Origin of the sequence: Methylobacillus draconifructus (assembly GCF_045984385.1) — a bacterium.
GTDB classification, from domain to species: Bacteria; Pseudomonadota; Gammaproteobacteria; order Burkholderiales; family Methylophilaceae; genus Methylobacillus; species Methylobacillus flagellatus_A.
This window is the reverse complement of the sequence record NZ_JBJQIJ010000002.1, coordinates 510,682-529,112: the sequence shown is the minus strand read 5'-3', so window position 1 is coordinate 529,112 and position 18,431 is coordinate 510,682. Positions and strand designations below refer to the sequence as shown.

The following is an 18,431-nucleotide window of genomic DNA, read 5'->3' as shown; positions in this document are numbered from 1 at the left end:
AAGATATTGAGCAGTCACTAAACCAGGATGAAATTCACCATACACCAGAGTAGCCGCAGCGGAGGACGCCCGGTCAACCAGGACCGGGTTGCCTACTCCTACAGCAAAAACGCCGTATTACTGGTGCTTGCCGACGGCATGGGCGGACACCATCATGGTGAAGTTGCGGCACAGCTCGCGGTCAAGATGCTCACCGGCGCATTCCAGCAGGCGGCCCAGCCGGACCTGCCGGACGTAGTGGGATTCCTGCAGGCTGAAATCATGAAACTGCATGAGGCCATCCACCAGCTGGCAGAAAACCGCGGATTGCCGGAAACGCCCAAGACCACGCTGGTAGTGGGCATCCTGCAGCACAACACGCTCTACTGCGCCCATGTGGGCGACTCGCGCCTCTATCATTTCCGCAACGGCAAGCGGCTGTTCCGTACCGAGGACCACTCCATCGTCCAGCTGATGTTGAAACAGGGCAAGCTGGATGCAAAATCCATGCTGCAACACCCCGACCGCAACAAGATATACAACTGCCTGGGCAGCGAGTTGACCCCGAGCATAGAAATCAGCCCGCCTTACCCCCTGGAGGCGGGGGACCAGATCCTGCTGTGCAGCGACGGCTTATGGGCCCAGCTCAGCGACGAACGCATGCAGGACATCCTCAACAGTGGCCTCGGCATCGCCCACAGCGTACCCAGCCTGCTGGACGCCGCCGAGCGGCTGGGAGGCAAGAACATGGACAACCTGAGCGCCATCGGCGTGCAATGGGAAAGCCAGGCCAAACAGCCGCTGACGATCTCCACGCTGGAGATGTCATTGGCCCAGTCCCATACCATCCTCGGGCCGGCGGAACCTGCGGAAAATAGTACCGCGGCAACGGCCGCCGACCTGGATGAAGAAGACATCGAGCGCGCCATCGCGGAGATCAACGCCGCCATCAAGCGCAGCAGGCATTGATTCCACGGGACAAAACTACGCCGGGCCGCGGTAATCATCACGCTTGTCATGGTCATCGCATATAATATGCACTTTGCAAATTCAGGAAACATCATGCGTCCCAGCAATCGCGCCCCAGACCAGCTACGCGAAGTCGAGATCATCCGCCGTTACACCAAGCATGCGGAAGGGTCTGTGCTGGTCAAGTTCGGCGACACCCACGTGCTGTGTACCGCTAGCGTCGAAGATAAAGTACCGCCCTTCCTGCGCGGCAAGAACCAGGGCTGGACCACCGCGGAATACGGCATGCTGCCCCGCTCCACCGGCAGCCGCATGGACCGCGAGGCAGCGCGGGGCAAGCAGTCGGGCCGCACGCAGGAAATCCAGCGTCTGATCGGCCGCAGCCTGCGCGCCGTCATCGACCTCGAGAAGCTGGGAGAGCGCACCATCCATATCGATTGCGACGTGATCCAGGCCGACGGCGGCACGCGCACTGCCAGCATCACCGGCGCCTACGTGGCGCTACATGACGCTGTCGGTTTCCTATTGAACAAAGGCCTCATCCAGGCATCGCCGTTGCGCGACGCGGTGGCCGCCATTTCCGTTGGCGTCTATCAGGGTACTCCGGTGCTGGACCTGGATTACATCGAGGATTCCGCCTGCGATACCGACATGAACGTGGTCATGACCGGCAGCGGCGGCTTTGTCGAAATCCAGGGCACCGCGGAAGGCGAGCCGTTCCAGCGCGAGGCCATGAACCGCATGCTGGAACTGGCCGAAAGCGGCATCCGCACCCTCTTGCTCAAACAGAAAGAGGCGCTGGGGCTGTAAGCATGGGCATGCCTTTCCAGAAACTGGTGATCGCCAGCGGCAACCAGGGCAAGCTGAGGGAAATCCAGGCCTTGCTCGCGCCGCTTTCTATCGAGGTGTTGCCGCAATCCGCGTTCAATGTGCCGGAAGCGGAAGAACCATTCGTGACCTTCATCGAGAATGCCTTGGCCAAGGCGCGCCATGCCAGCCGCCATACCGGCCTGCCGGCGTTGGCCGACGACTCGGGCATCTGCGTCAACGCGCTGCAAGGCGCGCCTGGCGTCTATTCCGCACGCTATGCCGGCGAGCCCAAATCCGATGAGCGCAACAACCAGAAGCTGCTGCAAAGCCTGGATGGCCAGCACGACAGGCATGCTTATTACTATTGCATCATGGTACTGGTGCGCCACGCCGACGACCCGCAACCACTGATTGCGGAAGGCATCTGGCAAGGAGAAATCCTGACTGAACAGCGCGGCAGCGGCGGTTTTGGCTACGACCCGTTATTTCTCGATGCCAAGACCGGACAAACCGCGGCGGAACTGCCGGCCGAAATCAAGAACCGCATCAGCCATCGCGGCCATGCCTTGATCAAACTCGTGCAACAGCTGGAAAGGCTGGCATTATGAGCGGAAACTGGCCCAAATGGTTGCGTGACGACGGCAGCGTCGTCTCCTGCACGGAAAAGGTCAAGGTCATGACCGAGAACTTCGACGAACTCAAGCAGATTGCCCAGGATGCGCTGGAGGACGGCCTGTTGATGGAAGTGTCCGAAGCACAGATGCGCGAAGCATTGCACCGCCTGATTGACGAACTGGTGAACCCCTATCAGCACACCCATCGAAATCAAGGCGATTAGCGATACTCCCGGGCTAGCGGAGCCAGGGGAAACGACCGCATCCGCTCCCACCCAGCCCCCGCCGCTCTCGCTTTACATCCATATCCCTTGGTGTGTCCGCAAGTGCCCTTACTGCGACTTCAATTCGCACGAGTCGCGCAGCGAGATTCCCGAGGCTGCCTATGTCGATGCATTGATCGCCGACCTGGAGCAATCGGTGCCACGCGTCTGGGGACGGCGCGTGCACAGCATTTTCTTCGGCGGCGGCACGCCCAGCCTGTTCTCCCCCGAGGCGATCGACCGCATCCTGAGCAATGTGCGCGCCCTCGTGCCATTGAGCGTGGATTGCGAGATCACGTTGGAGGCCAACCCCGGCACCGTGGACGCCGCTCATTTCCGCGGATACCGCGCTGCTGGCGTCAACCGGCTCTCGCTCGGCATCCAGAGCTTCGACAGCGCCTACCTGCAGAAACTCGGGCGCATCCATGATGAAACCCAGGCCGTGGCGGCCGCCGAGCTGGCGCTGCAGACCTTTGACTCCGTCAACCTGGACGTCATGTACGCCCTGCCCGGGCAAAGCCTGGAACATGCGCTGGCCGACGCGCAACGCGCCTGCGACCTCGGACCCGCGCACCTGTCGTTCTACCACCTGACGCTGGAGCCCAACACGCCGTTTCACCGCACCCCGCCTGCATTGCCGGACGACGACACCAGCGCCGCCATGCAGGAAGCGATCGAAGACCTGCTGGGCCGGCATGGCTACGGTCACTACGAAACCTCGGCGTTTGCGCAGCATGGCAAGCAATGCCGCCACAACCGTAACTACTGGCTGTTCGGCGACTACCTGGGCATCGGGGCAGGCGCGCACAGCAAACTGAGCTTCCATGACCGCATCACGCGCGAAAGCCGCCACAAGCATCCCAAACGCTACCTGGAACATACGGGCCAAGGCAATGCCATGGAACACCAATGGCAGATTGCCAAGGATGAGCTGGCTTTCGAGTTCATGATGAACGCCTTGCGGCTCACCGAAGGTTTCGAACCCGCACTCTTTGAATTGCGCACCGGCTTGCCGCTGGAAAGCATTGCCCATACCCTGCAGCATGCCGTACAAAAAGGCTTATTGGACGTAAGCCCGGAGCGCATTGCCCCGACATTGCTCGGGCAGCGCTTCCTGAATGAGTTGCTGCAGCTGTTCCTGGACTGACTCCCATACGCTAAGTTTTACTTTGTAAGACATTCTCTGTATTACAATACAGCGATTCTGGAAGCGCAGAGCAATCAGCATGGGGATGAAGTTGCGATGAAAGTTGCCAAGCTCACCCGGAATCTCAGGGAAACCGACACAATTTGGGTCAGCTATGGATCAACATAAAAAATCCGTCGAAACTGCACGACAAACCCTTATCCAGCTTGCCAAAAACCGGATAGCGCCAACACCGGACAACTACCGCAAAGTCTATACCGCCATTGACGGCCAAGCCGCAACGGACAACTCATTGACCATCGGCCAACTGTTGAGCAACGTGCTGAAGGAAGTCGGCGCGCAACAGCCTCGCCACAGCCCCGGCATCGACCATATTCTCAAGCAGCTTGAAGCGCAGAACTGGGCAGGGCTGGAAAATGCGTTGCGTGAGCTGCTGGCGAACCTGTCCACGCCCGACAACAAACACCCCGCTCCTCCAAATCCAGGCGGCACCAACCATGACCAGGCCGACGTCGTCACGCTCTGGCGCAATATGCTGGTCAAGACGCTGGACTTGGTGGTGGTGCCGCAACTGCAAGAAGTGCCGGATGCCCAGGCGCGTGCAAATGCCTTGCTGCAAGAAGCGCAGCAGGCGCAGAGCCGGGAAGAGATTCTGGCGCTGGAAACGGCGCTGAAAAATATCCTGTTCAGCCTGGAAATGCACCTGGACACCCAGAGCCAACTGCAACTGCGCCTGCTGCAACTGTTGCGCCTGCTGGTCGTGAGCATGGAGGCCCTGGTGCTGGAAGAGCAATGGCTGCAGGGCCCGACGGCAGCAGTGCGCGATATCCTGACCCAGCCGTTGAACATGGACTCCTTGTCCAAGGCGGAAGACACGCTCAAGGACCTCATTTTCATGCAGGGCCAACTGCGGCCCGGGCTGATCGAGGCGAAGAAGACCCTGAAGAAAATGGCGGAGATATTCGTGGCGCAGTTGGCGGAAATCACCCTGGCGACCGATGACTACCAAACCAAGCTGAAACATTACCGCGAGGAAATCAGCCATAGCGACGAGATAGAGGACCTTAACCAGGTGTTAAGCCGCCTGCTCGAGGATACACAGATCCTCAGCAGCATCACGCAGCATTCGCGCAACGAGATCATGGAGGCGGAAAACAAGGTGCGGGAGGCGGAAAAGCAAATCTACGAACTGACCTTGCAGCTCGACCACATCAATGAAATCGCGCATGAAGATTACCTGACCGGCACCCTGAACCGCCGCGGGATGGATGAGGCGTTGGTCAGGGAGTTCAACCGGGCAGACCGGTTTGGCATGCCGCTCAGTATCGCCATGATGGATATCGACCATTTCAAGCAGATCAATGACAACCTTGGCCATGCCACCGGCGACCAGGCGTTGGCGCACCTCGCCTCCGTCATCAAGGAATCGCTACGCACGACGGACGTGATCGCGCGTTACGGCGGCGAGGAATTCATCATCCTGCTGCCGGGCACCGTGGAAAAGGACGCGATCAGCGTCATCACGCGCGCGCAGCGGGAGCTGACGCGCAATATCTTCCTGCACAATGACAGCCACATCCTCATTACCTTCAGCGCCGGTGTGGCCGAACGCCGGGAAAGCGAGCCGGCCGACGCCATTATCGGGCGTACCGACCAGGCCTTGTACCGGGCGAAGAACAGCGGACGCAACCGGGTGGTTGGCGCAAGCACGCTGGACCAGCCGGCTGGGCAGTAGGCAACAAACAAGACATGAAAAAGCCCCGCGTTGCGGGGCTTTTCGCCAATCGCCAGGCATTTGGAGCTGCTAACAAAACTCAGCGCAGCGATCCTGGCTAGGCAGCTCTGCCGCTGACAGTACAACTAGTACGGCAAGGCAGAGCAACGACGGCAGGAGAGTTTTGTTAGCAGCTCTTAGCCGAGCAAGCTCCGGGCGCGCCTCAATGCCTCGCGCACCTGGGCGGGCGCCGTGCCGCCGCGATGGTTGCGGCTTGCCAGCGAGCCTTCCAGCGTCAATACCCCGTATACGTCTTCGCCAATCTGGGAACTGAATTTCTGCAATTGCGGCAAGGAGAGGTCGGCCAGGTCGCAGCCCTGTTCCACCGCATGGCGCACCGCCAGCGCCACCACTTCGTGCGCATCGCGGAACGGCATGCCCTTCTTCACCAGGTAGTCGGCCAGGTCGGTCGCCGTGGCAAACCCCTCTGCCGCCGCCAGGCGCATCGCCTCCTTGTTGACCTTGATGCCGCGCAGCATGTCCGCATAGATTTCCAGCGTCACCAGCAAGGTATCGACAGTGTCGAACAACGGCTCCTTGTCTTCCTGGTTGTCCTTGTTGTAGGCCAGCGGCTGGCTCTTCATCAGGGTCAGCAATGCGACCAGATGCCCGTTGACCCGCCCGGTCTTGCCGCGCACCAGCTCCGGCACGTCCGGGTTCTTCTTCTGCGGCATGATGGATGAGCCGGTGCAGAAGCGGTCGGCGATGTCGACGAAGCCGAAGCGCGGGCTGGACCAGAGAATCAACTCTTCCGAGAGACGCGATAAATGCGTCATGATCAATGCCGCCGCCGCGGTGAATTCGATCGCGAAATCGCGGTCGGATACCGCGTCCAGCGAATTCTCGCATACAGCCTCGAAACCGAGCTCATGCGCGACGCGCTCGCGGTCTATGGGATAGCTGGTGCCTGCGAGCGCCGCCGCGCCCAGCGGCAGGCGGTTGATGCGCTTGCGGGCATCCGCCAGGCGTTCCGCATCGCGCTGCAGCATCTCGAAATAGGCCAGCAGGTGATGGCCGAACGTCACGGGCTGCGCCACCTGCAAATGCGTGAAGCCGGGCATCACGGTATCGGCATGCTGTTCCGCCAGCTCCACCAGTGAGGCCTGCAATTTGCGCACGCGGCCCAGCGCATCGTCCACCATCGCACGCAGCCAGAGGCGGATATCGGTCGCCACCTGGTCGTTGCGGGAGCGCCCGGTATGCAAGCGCTTACCCGCATCGCCGATCTTGTCCGTCAGGCGTTTCTCGATATTGAGGTGTACATCTTCAAGGTCCAGCAACCAAGTGAACTCGCCATTGCGGATCTCTTCCAGAATCTCGCCCAGGCCCTGTTCTATCTTGGTCACGTCATCCTGGCTGATGATGCCCTGGGCGCCGAGCATGCGCGAATGCGCCAGCGATCCTTGGATGTCGTATTCGGCCAGCCGGTAGTCGAAGCCCACGGAAGCGGTATATTGTTTGACCAGCTCGGCCACAGGCTCGTTGAAGCGGCCGGACCAGGTTTTGGAAGGGGTTTGATTCAAGTGATTGGACTTTTCTGTCATGATGTTACGTGATGAACTCACGATACCGATAAGTGTGGAAATAGTGCGCTAAACCATGGCTATTATAAAGCAAAACGCCATTCATTCCGCGAAGTCTCCCGACTTCCGCAATCTCGGCATCTGCCTGCGCATCCTCGTCGTCGCCAACCTGATGGGCCTGTTCGCCTCATTGGCGGCCACATCCACACTGGCAGACTGGCTGCCAGGCTTCACGCGCTGGTGCGCCTTCATGCAGCCCGTGCTCCTGGCAAGCCTGCTGGCCTTGTACGCGTTGCAGCCATGGCTGGCCCGGCTCGGTGCCGTCGGCGGCTACGCCATTGCATTGTTGCTGCCGGCGGCCTTCAGCCTGCTGGCGCACATGGTGGCTGTCCGCGCGCTCGATTTCGACCTGCCGGGCGGTCCCATGCGCAGCATTATGCTTGCTGCAGGCATCGCGTCCATTATCTTGGCCTACCTGCAATTGCGCCAACGCGCCTTGAGCCCAGCGGTGACGGAGGCGCGCTTGCAGGCTTTGCAAGCCAGGATACGCCCGCATTTCCTCTTCAACAGCATCAACGCCGTGCTTTCCATCGTGCGCAGCGACAGCAAGCGGGCGGAAACCGCATTGATGGACATGGCCGACCTGTTCCGCGTATTGATGGCTGACAACCGCGAGCTGGTGCCGCTGGCCCAGGAGCTGGCCTTGTGCAGGCAATACCTGGCGCTGGAGAAACTACGCCTGGAAAATCGTCTCAGCATCGATTGGCAGGTCGACGAGATGCCGCCTGATGCCCTGATTCCCCCGCTTATCCTGCAACCGCTGCTGGAAAACGCGGTTTACCACGGCATTGAACCCCTGGACGAGGGCGGCAACGTCAGCATCCAGCTCAGCAGCACGCGCGATGAACTGCACATCCGCCTGCGCAACCCATACCAGCCCGGCTCCGGCCATCACCAGGGCAACCGTATGGCGATCGGCAACATCCGGGAACGCCTGCAATTGCATTTCGATGCCGAGGCCAGCCTCAACATCAGCCAGGACGGCAACGAATATGCCGTTCACATCGTCATTCCCTACCGCAAGAGGACCGCATCGTGAGCCATGCCCTGCTTGATGTCGTGATCGCCGACGACGAGCCGCCGGCCCGCAACCGCTTGCGCGAACTGCTGGCCGATATTCCCGGCGTGACGCTGGTGGGCGAGGCCAGGCAAGGCAACGAGGCGCTTGAGCTGGCGCAACAGCTCAAGCCCCACGTATTGCTGCTCGACATCCGCATGCCCAACATGGATGGCATAGAGGCGGCGGGACATGCGCAAAAACTGCCCCGCCCCCCGGCCATCATTTTCACCACCGCGTTCGACGGCTATGCGATCCAGGCATTCGAAATGAATGCCGTCGACTACCTGCTCAAGCCTATCCGCCAGGAACGCCTTGAGGCTGCGTTGCACAAGGCGCGCGTATTGCTGCCGGCCCAGGTCGAGGCGCTCAGGCCCCTGCAGCGCGCGCGCACCCATTTCAGCGTCAGCGACCACGGCCGCATCCTGCTCATCCCGGTGCATGAGGTCATCTACCTGCGTGCCGAGCTCAAATACGTCACTTTGCGCACGCAATACCAGGAATACCTGATCGAAGAGTCGCTCACCAGCCTGGAACAGGAGCTCGGGCACCTTTTCCTGCGCCTGCACCGCAATTGCTTGGTGGCGCAATCCAGCATCAGGGGCTATGAGAAACGCGACACCGATGGCGAAAGCGGCTGGCACGCTATCCTCAAGGACATACCGGAGACGATTGCCGTGAGCCGGCGGCAATACCACCTGCTGCGCAAGCTGGCCTCGCACTAGGTCCTAGTAGTCCTGAGCACGGTACGCCGTATGCTAAAATAGTGCTTTCAATAACAACTGGCCGCTCGGCACAACGCCCGCTGGCCTAATTCGATGAACGCTCCCAAGAAACTGGTGATCGCCTCGCGCGAAAGCGCATTGGCCATGTGGCAGGCGCGACATATCCAAGGCCGACTGCAAGCCTTGTATCCGGAAACCGAGGTCAGCATCCTCGGCATGACCACCACCGGCGACCAGATCCTGGATTCGCCCCTAGCCCGCATCGGCGGCAAGGGCCTGTTCGTGAAAGAGCTTGAACAAGCGCTGGCAGACGGCCGCGCCGACCTCGCCGTGCACTCCATGAAGGACGTGCCCATGCATTTGCCGCCCGGCTTCGCCCTGGCCGCGATCGGCGAGCGCGAAGACCCGCGCGATGCGTTCGTCTCCAACGATTACCCCAATCTGGAATCGTTGCCCGCAGGCAGCATAGTCGGCACCTCCAGCCTGCGCCGCCAGAGCCAATTGCAGGCGCGCTTTCCCGATCTCAAGGTGGAATCGCTGCGCGGCAACCTGCAGACCCGCTTGCGCAAGCTGGACGAAGGCCAGTACGCCGCCATCATTCTCGCCGCTGCCGGCCTCAAGCGCCTGGGGCTGGAATCCCGCATCCGCGAATCCATCGATCCCGACAACAGCATCCCCGCCGTCGGGCAGGGCGCGCTGGGCATCGAGATCAACGCCGAACGCCTTGACCTGCTGGAGGTGCTGGCGCCGCTCAACCATGCCGCAACTGCCGCCTGCGTGGAAGCGGAACGCGGCATGAGCCGCGCCCTGGCTGGAAGCTGCCAGGTGCCGCTGGGCGCTTTTGCACAGCAACATGGCGATACGCTCCAGATGACCGGTTTTGTTGCCAGCATCGACGGCAAGGACCTATTGCGCGAATCGGCCCAGGGCCCCGCCAACCAGCCCGAAGCCTTGGGCCAGGCGCTGGCTGCCAAATTGGTGGCCCGGGGTGCTGACCGCATTCTTGCCGCGCTTGCGCATGAGTGAGCTCCCACATGGCTGATTGCTCATTGGTCAGTCTGGCACATGGTTAATTTAGCAGGCCGCCATATTGCGATCACGCGGCCGCTCGACCAGGCAACCCGCCTGACCGGCATGATCGAAGCCGCTGGCGGACATGCCATCGGCTTTCCGCTCATCGCCATTGCCCCGCTGCAGGATTACAGCGGTTTCGAGCAAACCCTGGATGACGCGGCCATGCAGGACTGGCTGATCTTCATCAGCTCCAACGCCGTGCAGCATGCCATGCCAAGGCTGCAGGCAAGGTTCCCTCAATGGCCCGCCAAGCCGCGGTTTGCCGCGATCGGCCCGGTCACCGCGGCAGAGCTCATGCAGTACGGCATCACCAGCGTATTGCAACCCGAGCATCGGTTTGATAGCGAATCCTTGCTGGGCTTGCCCGAGATGCAGGCGGTCAAAGGCCGGCGCATCATGATCGTGCGCGGCGTCGGTGGCCGCGAGCTGATGGCTGACACCTTGCGCGACCGAGGCGCCCAGGTCAGGTTCGCCGAATGCTACCGCCGCATCAATCCGCAAACAGATGCAGGAAAATTGCAGGCGCTATGGCACAATGGGCAATTGGATACTATTGTGGTCACCAGCAGCGAGGCGATGCGCCACTTGCTCGCCATGACCGACAATGGCGACGCGGCATGGCTGCGCGACATCACGATCTGCGTCAACCATGCCCGCATCGCCGAACAGCCATCCAGCCTGGGCCTGCATGTCAGGATCGCTACGGCGCCGGGGGATGACGCCATGCTGCAATGTTTAAGTGAAGCAAACCATGACTGAACAACAACCACCTGAAACCCAGACATCTCCAGCACCGGCCAACACGGCCGGCAAGCCTTCGTTCACAGCCTGGCTCGCCCTGATACTGGCTGTAGCCGCCATTGCCTTCATTTCTTGGCAGTGGCTGAACACGCGCCATCGCTTCAATTCGCTTGAACAGACGCTGACCCAGCGCCTCGAGCAGTTCAATGCCACCAACCAGCAGAGCCTGGCATTGGCCAAGAACGCCGACGAACGCAGCTCCGAGGCCAACAGCCGCCTCATCCGCCTGGAACAGCAGCTCGCAGAATCGCGCGACCAGCAGGAAGCCCTGCAAACGCTCTACCTGGAACTGGTCAATAATCACGACGAACGCGTGATTGCCGAAGTCGAGCAATTATTGGTGATCGCCAACCAGCAATTGCAGCTTGCAGGCAACATCAAGCCTGCGTTGCTGGCACTTCAGACTGCGGATTCGCGCCTGCAGCAGATGGATAGCGTGCCTGCCGTCCAGTTGCGCAAGGCCATCGCCAAGGATATCCAGCGATTGCAGGAATTGCCGCAGATCGACACCATCGGCATCAGCCTCAAGCTGGAAAACCTCATGGAGAGCATAGGCAATCTCCCGCTGGTGAGCGAGCGCCACCCGAAAACCGCTACCCCTGAGGTCACCCTGGCCGAAGAAAACCAGTTCCGCAGGCTATTGCGCGAGATCTGGGACGACCTCAAGCACATGATCCGCCTGGAGCGCGTTGACCGGCCGGAGCCGCCGTTGCTGGCACCCGACCAGACCTTCTTCCTTCGCGAGAACCTCAAGCTGCACCTGCTGACCGCGAGGACAGCCCTGCTGCAGCATGACGAAAGCGCTTACCGCGCCGACCTGCATCAGGCAGAGCACTGGATCCAGAATTATTTCGACCTGCGCGAGCAAAGCACCATTGCAGCATTGGATACGCTGAAGCAGCTGTCGGCCAGCAGCATCGTCATCCAGTTGCCGGACATCTCCGAAACGCTGGGCCTGGCCAGCAAGTACAAACTGACGCTGGAGCGCGCCAATATGGAACGGGGTCAATAAGTGCGCGTACTGATCTGGATTCTGCTGATACTCGCCCTCGCCATCGGCGTGTCGCTGCTGGCGGGCAATAACGCAGGCTATGTGCTCATCGTGCGCCCGCCCTACCGGCTGGAGTTGTCGCTCAACCTGCTGCTCATCCTGGTCGTGATGGCGTTCGCCTCGCTGCACCTGCTGCTGCGCTTCATTCATTACGCACGCGACCTGCCAGCCAACGTCCGCGCCTACAAGGAAAACCGCCGCGTCCGGCTTGGCCATGCCGCCTTGCTCGAGGCCTTGCACGCCATGAGCCAGGGCCGCTACCAGCTTGCCCAGAAAGCGGCCTCCAAGGCGCTCGATTACGGTGAAGACCCTAGCCTGACAGCGCTGCTGGCTGCCCGCGCCTCGCACAAGCTCAAGCAGAAAGGCCAGCGCGACTACTACCTGGCCGAAGCCGAACGCCTGGCTCCCGATGCCGCGGTGGCCAGACTACTATTGCAAGCCGAGCTTCTGCTCGATGACCGCCTCTATAGCCAGGCGCTGGACGTACTGCATAAAATCGAAAAGATAGAGGCTAAATTTGTTCCCGCCATGCGGCTTGAATTGAAGGTGCAGCTGCGCCTCAACAATTGGGAACAAGTGTTGACCCTGCTGCACCAGCTGGAAAAGCACGATGGCATGGAAAGCTGGCAGGCCAGGGAGATCCGCCACCAGGCGCATCAGCACCTGATCGAACGTCACGGCAAGGACTTGAATGCCCTCATGGCCTACTGGAAAAAAGTGCCAGAGGACGACAAGCTCAATACGCGTATCGCCACAATGGCGGCCGAAGCCTTGATCGCGCTGAACGCAGGCAACCAGGCGCAGGAAATCATCGAAATGAGCCTGACCAAAAGCTGGGACAGCGAGCTTGCCGGCAAGCTCGGCGACTGTGCCAGCACCAATCCGCATAAGCAGCTGCAACAGGCGGAGCACTGGCTGCTCAGCCACGAGCAGGATGCAAGGCTGCTGCTTTCACTGGGCAAGATGTGCATACGCCTGAGCCTGTGGGGCAAGGCGCAAAGCTACCTCGAGGCCAGTATCAGCGTGCAGCCCTCCGCCGAAGCGCACCTCGCCTTGGCGCGCTTGCTGGAAAGCCGCGGCGAAAGCGATGCGGCCAACTACCACTACCGCCTGAGCGTACAGTTCTGCCGCGAGGAAAAATAAAACCGACAAAAGCTGCTAAGGGAAAATCCAACTTTCCTGAAGCAGCCGTTTCTTACTATTGGTCTAGATAGCAGCCTTTGCCGCAGGGTTGGCAAAGGTGAAGGCGTCAGAGAAAAATTCCTGCTCAGGCAAGCCATGGCCCTGGAAATCCCGGTGAGCCACCTCCACCATTTGCGGGGCGCCACAGCAATATACCTGGTAAGCCCGCATGTCAGGATGGTCCTCCAGCACCGCCTGGTGTACCAACCCCGTGCGGCCTTGCCAGGCATCTTCTGGCGCCGGGTCGGACAGCACCGGGATATAGCGGAACAAGGGGTTGTCTTCCTGCCAGCGCCGCGGCAAGGCATCGAGGTAAAGGTCTTCCCGGGTCCTGGCGCCCCAGTAGAGGGTCATCGGGCGCTTCATGCCCAGCTGCAAGGCGTGCTCGACGATGCCCTTTACCGGCGCGAACCCTGTACCGCCCGCCACCAGGATGACCGGACGCGTGCTATCCTCGCGCAGGAAGAACGTCCCGAACGGCCCCTCGATTCGCAGGATGGTTTTTTCCTGCATTTCATTGAATACATACTGGGTGAACTGCCCGCCGGGCACCAGGCGCATATGCAGTTCGAGGAAACGGTCGCTATGGGGCGCATTGGCAAGCGAGAACGCGCGGCGCCTGCCGTCCTTGAGCAGGAATTCGATATACTGGCCCGCCATGAATTGCATGCGCTCATTGCTCGGCAATTTGAGCGTCATGCCCATGACATCGTGGGAGAGCTTTTCGAGCTTCTCCACGCGAACGGGCATGATGCGAGGCGGAATGCCTTCCCCGGCCACCTCGCGGCATTCGATCACCAGGTCGGCCAAGGGCTGGGCGCAGCAGAACAGCGCCTTGCCGTTTTTCTTTTCATCCTCGCTCAACGCGCTGTCGAAATATTCGCCGTAATTGACATCGCCTGCCAGCACCTGCCCCTTGCAGGCGCCGCAAGTGCCATTGCGGCAGCCGTAAGGCAGGTTGACGCCCGCGTCGATCGCGGCATCCAGCACCGTATCGCCATCTTCTACATTGAATATGCGATCACTGGGCTTGATAATGACTTGGAAAGACATGGAGAAATCCCGACCTTATGCACCGGCCTCACAATAGGCCGGAAAAAGTTTGCAAGTCTAGCATAGGCTATTCCTCCCGCCGGTACTCCCCTTCGATCACGTCGCCATTGGATTGCCGTTGCCTGCCAGCTTCCTGGCGAGGCTCCTGATAGCTGGTTTCACGTGAAACGACGTCATCGTCGTTGGCGGCTTGCTGCAATTTGGCACCGCCGGGCAGCAGAAGCAGGACGACGGCAATCGCGTCGCTGATCACGCCTGGCACGATAAGCAGCATCCCTGCAAGCACGTTCTTGGCGCTGCCGAATACGGCGCGCAACGGGGTGCCGCCGGCCTGCAGGGTTTGCGCCATGCGGCCCATCATCGTGAGCTTTTCATCCTGGATCAGGCGCCAACCGAGGATGCCCACTACGATCAAATAAGCCAGCACCAGCCAGCCGTATCTTGCAGCCAACTCCACCAGCACCCATACCTCAGCGATAGGGAAAGCGAGTAAAATCAGCAAGAGGAAAAGAAAACGCATGAAACTTCAATCTCCATCATTAGAAAACAGCAGCGCCGTCCTGGTCCTGACCAATATGCCGGACCAGGGCAGTGCCGAAAATATCGCGCGCGAGCTAGTCGCTAAAAAACTGGCTACCTGCGTCAACCTGCTGGCCCCATGCCAGTCGTTCTACCAATGGCATGGCAAGCTGGAAACCGCAACGGAAATCCCTTTGCTGATCAAGACCACCAGCCTGCGCTATCCCGAGCTCGAGCAAGCCATCCGCGAACTGCACCCTTACGAACTTCCCGAGATCATCCATGTCCCAGTCACGGGCGGACTGCCCGCCTATCTTACATGGCTACACCAGGAAACCCGGGATTGAACTCTGCATTACAGCAACGCCTAGCGTCCACACTGGCATCGGTTCTGCTGCTTTGCGCCGCGTTGCTTGCCGGCGCCGTACAGGCCGCGCCCAGCAGCCAATTGGGCGAGTGGCTGAACCAGGGTCGCAGCGCGTTCCTCGGCAACGATACCGATAATATTCTGCCGCCCGAGCAAGCTTTCAAGCTCCAGGTCGAATTAATTGACGCAGACCGCCTGCAGGCGGCATTCAAGATCGCTCCCGGACACTACCTCTACAAGGACAGGATCAAGTTCGAACTGGAGCCTGCCGGGCATGCCGTCAGCGACCTCGACCTGCCGCAAGGCGACTGGAAACAGGACCCCACTTTCGGCCGTACCGAGGTGTTCCACCACGACTTTACCGCGGACATGCGCCTGGCGCCGGCTACCGCTCCTGACGGAAACCTCAGGCTCAAAGCCACCTATCAAGGCTGCAGCGAGAAAGGGCTGTGCTACCCGCCTACGCATCAAACCATAGCGCTAGGCTCCCTGCATGCGACCACGAGGGATAGCCCAGGTTCCATCGTCCCCGCGCAAGCCGAGCACGACCGGGCTGCCAGCCTGCTCGCAAGCGGCAAGCTCTGGCTGATCGTCGCAGGGTTCTTCGGCTTCGGCCTGCTGCTCTCGCTCACGCCCTGCGTGCTGCCCATGATCCCCATCCTTTCCGGCATCATCGTCGGCAGCCAGCGCAAGCATCGCTTGCACGCCTTCTGGCTCTCCCTGGCGTATACATTGGGGATGGCATTGAGCTACACCGCAGCAGGCGTGGCCGCCGGGCTTTCCGGCCAGTTGCTGAGCGCTGCCTTGCAGAACGCCTGGGTGCTGGGCGCAAGTGGACTGGTCTTCGTTTTGCTGGCGCTTTCCATGTTTGGCTTCTATGAGCTGAAACTGCCCGCCTCTCTAGAAAGCCGGCTGGTGAATACCAGCAACCGCCTGCCGGGCGGACATCTGCTCGGCGTATTCGCGATGGGCGTCCTTTCCGCGCTGATCGTCAGCCCCTGCATCGCTGCGCCGCTGGCGGGCGCCTTGATTTACATCGGGCAAACCCAGGACGTAGCGCTCGGCGCCACCGCCCTGTTCGCCTTATCCATGGGCATGGGCATTCCGCTGCTGCTGGTAGGCGCTTCAGCCGGGACCTTCTTGCCCAAGGCTGGGCCGTGGATGGTGGCCATCCGCCAGGCATTTGGCGTATTCATGCTGGCTGTCGCCGTCTGGATTGTGTCGCCGTTGCTGCCAACCAGCCTGCAACTATTGCTCTGGGCAAGCCTGCTCATCGTGCCAGCCGTATTCATGCGGGCGCTGGACCGCTTGCCCGATAGCGCCACCGCCTGGCACCGCTTCTGGAAAGGCGTTGCCGTGCTCATGCTGCTGGCGGGCACCGCCTTGGTGGTCGGCGCCGCCTCGGGCGCCAAGTCGCCATTGCGGCCGCTGGAAGGCCTGACCCTGGGCCAAGCAGGCTCCAGTTCCGGCCTGCCGTTCCAGCGCATCAAGCGCATCGCCGACCTGGAACAGGTGCTACGACAAAACCCTGGAAAGCCGGCGATGCTGGATTTTTATGCTGACTGGTGCGCAGCCTGCAAGGAAATGGATCAGTTCACCTTCCGCGATGCCGCAGTACGCGCCAACTTGCAGGAATTCGTCCTGCTGCAGGCCGATGTCACTGCCAACGATGTCGAAGACCAGGCATTGCTCAAGCATTTCGGCCTGTTCGGCCCGCCCGGCATCATCTTCTTTGATAGCGCAGGGCAGGAAATACGGCATCATAGGGTTATCGGCTATCAAAACAGCAATACATTCCTCGACACGTTGAATGCGGTAAAATCAGTCCATGACACCATCCAATAACAAAGGCTTGAGCAAGCGCGGCTTTTTCGTGCTGGCGTTGGCGCTGGCAGCCGCCATCCTGCTGATCCAGCAATACGCCGGCAAGCCCCGCACCGCGCATCCTGTCGAGACGTTTGCCTCCACCGCGCCATTCTTTGCGGCCCAGGCATCCGACCTTCAGGATACCGAACAGGCACTGTCGCAATGGCAAGGGCAATTGCTGGTGGTGAATTTCTGGGCGACCTGGTGCGCGCCCTGCCGCGAGGAAATGCCAGAGCTCGCAGAACTGGCTCGGGAATACGCTGGCAAGCTGGTTGTGCTCGGCATCTCCCTGGATAATGTAGAGAAAATGCAGGCGTTCGCCCAAGGCAAGCCCACGCCCTATCCTTTATTGTCAGCCGAGGAAGAAGGCATGAAGCTCAGCGCATCCCTCGGCAACCTGAATAGTGTGGTTCCACATACCGTGATCATCGGTTCCGATGGTAAAATCCTCAAAAGTTATTTCGGCCGGGTGACCAAGGCGCTTTTGCTGGAGACATTGCAGCCAGCGTTCAATTCTTGAGCCTTTCTCCCTAACTGAGCAATATCGAGCAATTTCGCTAAATTTCGTCAATTCTCTAGACAAAATACCCCAAATTACGGCAAACTTGCAGCCATCAAAGTTGCATTGGCGGTCAAACCGCCCCCATTCATGGCCCAACCATCCTCCAAAACCGTACTGGTATTGCACGGACCCAATCTGAACCTGCTGGGATTGCGTGAACCCAACCATTACGGCTCGGACACATTGGAAAGCATCAATCGCCAGCTCGAGCAGCATGCAAACAATGCGGGCATTGCCATTGACACCTTCCAGAGCAACCATGAAGCGGCATTGATAGAAAAAATCCATGCACTGGCGCATGCGCCGGCGGATTTCATCATCATCAACCCCGCAGCTTTCACCCACACTTCCGTGGCTTTGCGCGATGCATTGTCCGCGGTGAAAATCCCGTTTATTGAAGTCCATCTTTCCAATATCTACGCGCGCGAATCCTTCCGGCACCACTCGTATTTCTCCGACCTGGCGGTCGGCGTGATCAGCGGCCTGGGCGCGCATGGATATTCACTGGCGCTGGACTACGCCATCAACCACATTACTCGTGCCTGATCGGCACCCCATATACATCTAGAGGTTAACCATGGATTTACGCAAACTGAAGAAACTGATCGACCTGGTCGAAGAGTCCGGCATCTCCGAGCTGGAACTCACCGAAGGCGAGGAAAAGGTACGCATTTCGCGCCACCTGCCCAGCAGCCAGGCGCCGGTCCAATTTGCCCAGCCTTATATCGCAGCCCCTGCCGCACCGCAGGCAGCACCAGCAGCGCCCGTCGCGGAGGCCAGCACTGCGCCGGCCATCGAGGGCCATGTCGTCAAGTCTCCCATGGTGGGCACTTTCTACCGCGCGCCTTCCCCTGACGCCAAGTCGTTTGTCGATGTCGGCAGCAATGTCAGCGCAGGCGATACGCTCTGCATCATCGAGGCAATGAAGCTCCTGAACGAGATCGAGGCCGACAAGACCGGCGTGATCAAGGCGATCCTGGTCGAGAACGGCCAACCCGTGGAATACGGCGAACCGCTGTTCATCATTGGCTAGGA

General features: G+C 60.3%; 20 protein-coding genes. 17 read left to right on the top strand and 3 right to left on the bottom strand.

Going from position 1 to position 18,431, the window contains the following annotated elements; genetic code table 11:
• The first annotated feature begins 27 nt into the window (after positions 1-27).
• The 6 genes from ACKF11_RS06315 (at position 28) to ACKF11_RS06290 (ending at position 5,517) form a co-directional block, all read left to right on the top strand.
• On the top strand, positions 28-948 hold the full coding sequence (locus ACKF11_RS06315; RefSeq protein WP_407996375.1) for a PP2C family protein-serine/threonine phosphatase: 921 nt from the start codon (positions 28-30) through the stop codon (positions 946-948).
• 93 nt (positions 949-1,041) lie between these two features.
• Positions 1,042-1,758, top strand: a complete 717-nt coding sequence (rph, locus tag ACKF11_RS06310; protein ID WP_407996374.1) for a ribonuclease PH — start codon at positions 1,042-1,044, stop codon at positions 1,756-1,758.
• Between the two features lie 2 nt (positions 1,759-1,760).
• Entirely contained in the window at positions 1,761-2,366 is a 606-nt protein-coding gene (gene rdgB / locus ACKF11_RS06305) for an RdgB/HAM1 family non-canonical purine NTP pyrophosphatase (protein ID WP_407996373.1), read from the top strand.
• Complete coding sequence (locus ACKF11_RS06300) at positions 2,363-2,596, top strand: hypothetical protein (RefSeq protein ID WP_400882005.1); 234 nt, start codon at positions 2,363-2,365, stop codon at positions 2,594-2,596. The genes rdgB and ACKF11_RS06300 overlap by 4 nt, the downstream gene beginning before the upstream one ends.
• Entirely contained in the window at positions 2,592-3,782 is a 1,191-nt protein-coding gene (hemW, locus tag ACKF11_RS06295) for a radical SAM family heme chaperone HemW (RefSeq protein ID WP_407996398.1), read from the top strand. Before ACKF11_RS06300 ends, hemW begins: the two co-directional genes overlap by 5 nt.
• Before the next feature lie 154 nt (positions 3,783-3,936).
• On the top strand, positions 3,937-5,517 hold the full coding sequence (locus tag ACKF11_RS06290; protein WP_407996372.1) for a GGDEF domain-containing protein: 1,581 nt from the start codon (positions 3,937-3,939) through the stop codon (positions 5,515-5,517).
• Positions 5,518-5,693: 176 nt separating this feature from the next.
• On the opposite strand, the gene argH is transcribed toward ACKF11_RS06290, so the two are convergent.
• The gene (gene argH / locus ACKF11_RS06285; RefSeq protein WP_407996371.1) at positions 5,694-7,100 is read right to left on the bottom strand and encodes an argininosuccinate lyase; all 1,407 of its coding nucleotides are present in this window, start codon (positions 7,098-7,100) and stop codon (positions 5,694-5,696) included.
• 55 nt (positions 7,101-7,155) lie between these two features.
• Between argH and ACKF11_RS06280 the strand changes: the two genes are divergently transcribed.
• From ACKF11_RS06280 to ACKF11_RS06255, 6 genes are all read left to right on the top strand, one after another.
• Entirely contained in the window at positions 7,156-8,178 is a 1,023-nt protein-coding gene (locus ACKF11_RS06280) for a sensor histidine kinase (protein WP_407996370.1), read from the top strand.
• Positions 8,175-8,921, top strand: coding sequence for a LytR/AlgR family response regulator transcription factor (locus ACKF11_RS06275; RefSeq protein WP_407993519.1), 747 nt, complete (start codon positions 8,175-8,177; stop codon positions 8,919-8,921). Before ACKF11_RS06280 ends, ACKF11_RS06275 begins: the two co-directional genes overlap by 4 nt.
• 93 nt (positions 8,922-9,014) lie before the next feature.
• Positions 9,015-9,947 carry a hydroxymethylbilane synthase gene (hemC, locus tag ACKF11_RS06270; RefSeq protein ID WP_407996369.1) on the top strand — a complete coding sequence of 311 codons (933 nt, stop codon included), beginning with the start codon at positions 9,015-9,017 and terminating at the stop codon, positions 9,945-9,947.
• Positions 9,948-9,986: 39 nt separating this feature from the next.
• A complete protein-coding gene (locus ACKF11_RS06265; RefSeq protein WP_407996368.1) occupies positions 9,987-10,754 on the top strand; it encodes a uroporphyrinogen-III synthase in 768 nt (255 codons plus the stop codon).
• Entirely contained in the window at positions 10,747-11,808 is a 1,062-nt protein-coding gene (locus ACKF11_RS06260; RefSeq protein ID WP_407996367.1) for a uroporphyrinogen-III C-methyltransferase, read from the top strand. The genes ACKF11_RS06265 and ACKF11_RS06260 overlap by 8 nt, the downstream gene beginning before the upstream one ends.
• A complete protein-coding gene (locus tag ACKF11_RS06255; protein ID WP_407993516.1) occupies positions 11,809-12,990 on the top strand; it encodes a heme biosynthesis HemY N-terminal domain-containing protein in 1,182 nt (393 codons plus the stop codon).
• 63 nt (positions 12,991-13,053) lie between these two features.
• Here the strand turns inward: ACKF11_RS06255 and ACKF11_RS06250 are convergent, their stop codons facing one another.
• Both ACKF11_RS06250 and ACKF11_RS06245 read right to left on the bottom strand, forming a co-directional pair.
• Positions 13,054-14,082 (bottom strand): CDP-6-deoxy-delta-3,4-glucoseen reductase, encoded by a 1,029-nt coding sequence (locus tag ACKF11_RS06250; protein ID WP_407993515.1) that lies wholly within the window; start codon positions 14,080-14,082, stop codon positions 13,054-13,056.
• A gap of 67 nt (positions 14,083-14,149) precedes the next feature.
• Positions 14,150-14,602, bottom strand: a complete 453-nt coding sequence (locus tag ACKF11_RS06245) for an FxsA family protein (protein WP_309566020.1) — start codon at positions 14,600-14,602, stop codon at positions 14,150-14,152.
• Here ACKF11_RS06245 and cutA point away from each other — a divergent pair.
• From cutA to accB, 5 genes are all read left to right on the top strand, one after another.
• The gene (gene cutA / locus ACKF11_RS06240; RefSeq protein ID WP_407996366.1) at positions 14,601-14,948 is read left to right on the top strand and encodes a divalent-cation tolerance protein CutA; all 348 of its coding nucleotides are present in this window, start codon (positions 14,601-14,603) and stop codon (positions 14,946-14,948) included. The genes ACKF11_RS06245 and cutA overlap by 2 nt on opposite strands.
• Positions 14,945-16,813 carry a protein-disulfide reductase DsbD gene (gene dsbD / locus ACKF11_RS06235; protein WP_407996365.1) on the top strand — a complete coding sequence of 623 codons (1,869 nt, stop codon included), beginning with the start codon at positions 14,945-14,947 and terminating at the stop codon, positions 16,811-16,813. The genes cutA and dsbD overlap by 4 nt, the downstream gene beginning before the upstream one ends.
• Positions 16,797-17,354, top strand: a complete 558-nt coding sequence (locus tag ACKF11_RS06230) for a TlpA family protein disulfide reductase (RefSeq protein WP_407996364.1) — start codon at positions 16,797-16,799, stop codon at positions 17,352-17,354. Before dsbD ends, ACKF11_RS06230 begins: the two co-directional genes overlap by 17 nt.
• A gap of 129 nt (positions 17,355-17,483) precedes the next feature.
• Complete coding sequence (gene aroQ / locus ACKF11_RS06225) at positions 17,484-17,942, top strand: type II 3-dehydroquinate dehydratase (RefSeq protein ID WP_309566016.1); 459 nt, start codon at positions 17,484-17,486, stop codon at positions 17,940-17,942.
• Between the two features lie 31 nt (positions 17,943-17,973).
• Complete coding sequence (gene accB / locus ACKF11_RS06220) at positions 17,974-18,429, top strand: acetyl-CoA carboxylase biotin carboxyl carrier protein (RefSeq protein ID WP_407993511.1); 456 nt, start codon at positions 17,974-17,976, stop codon at positions 18,427-18,429.
• Positions 18,430-18,431: the final 2 nt, after the last annotated feature.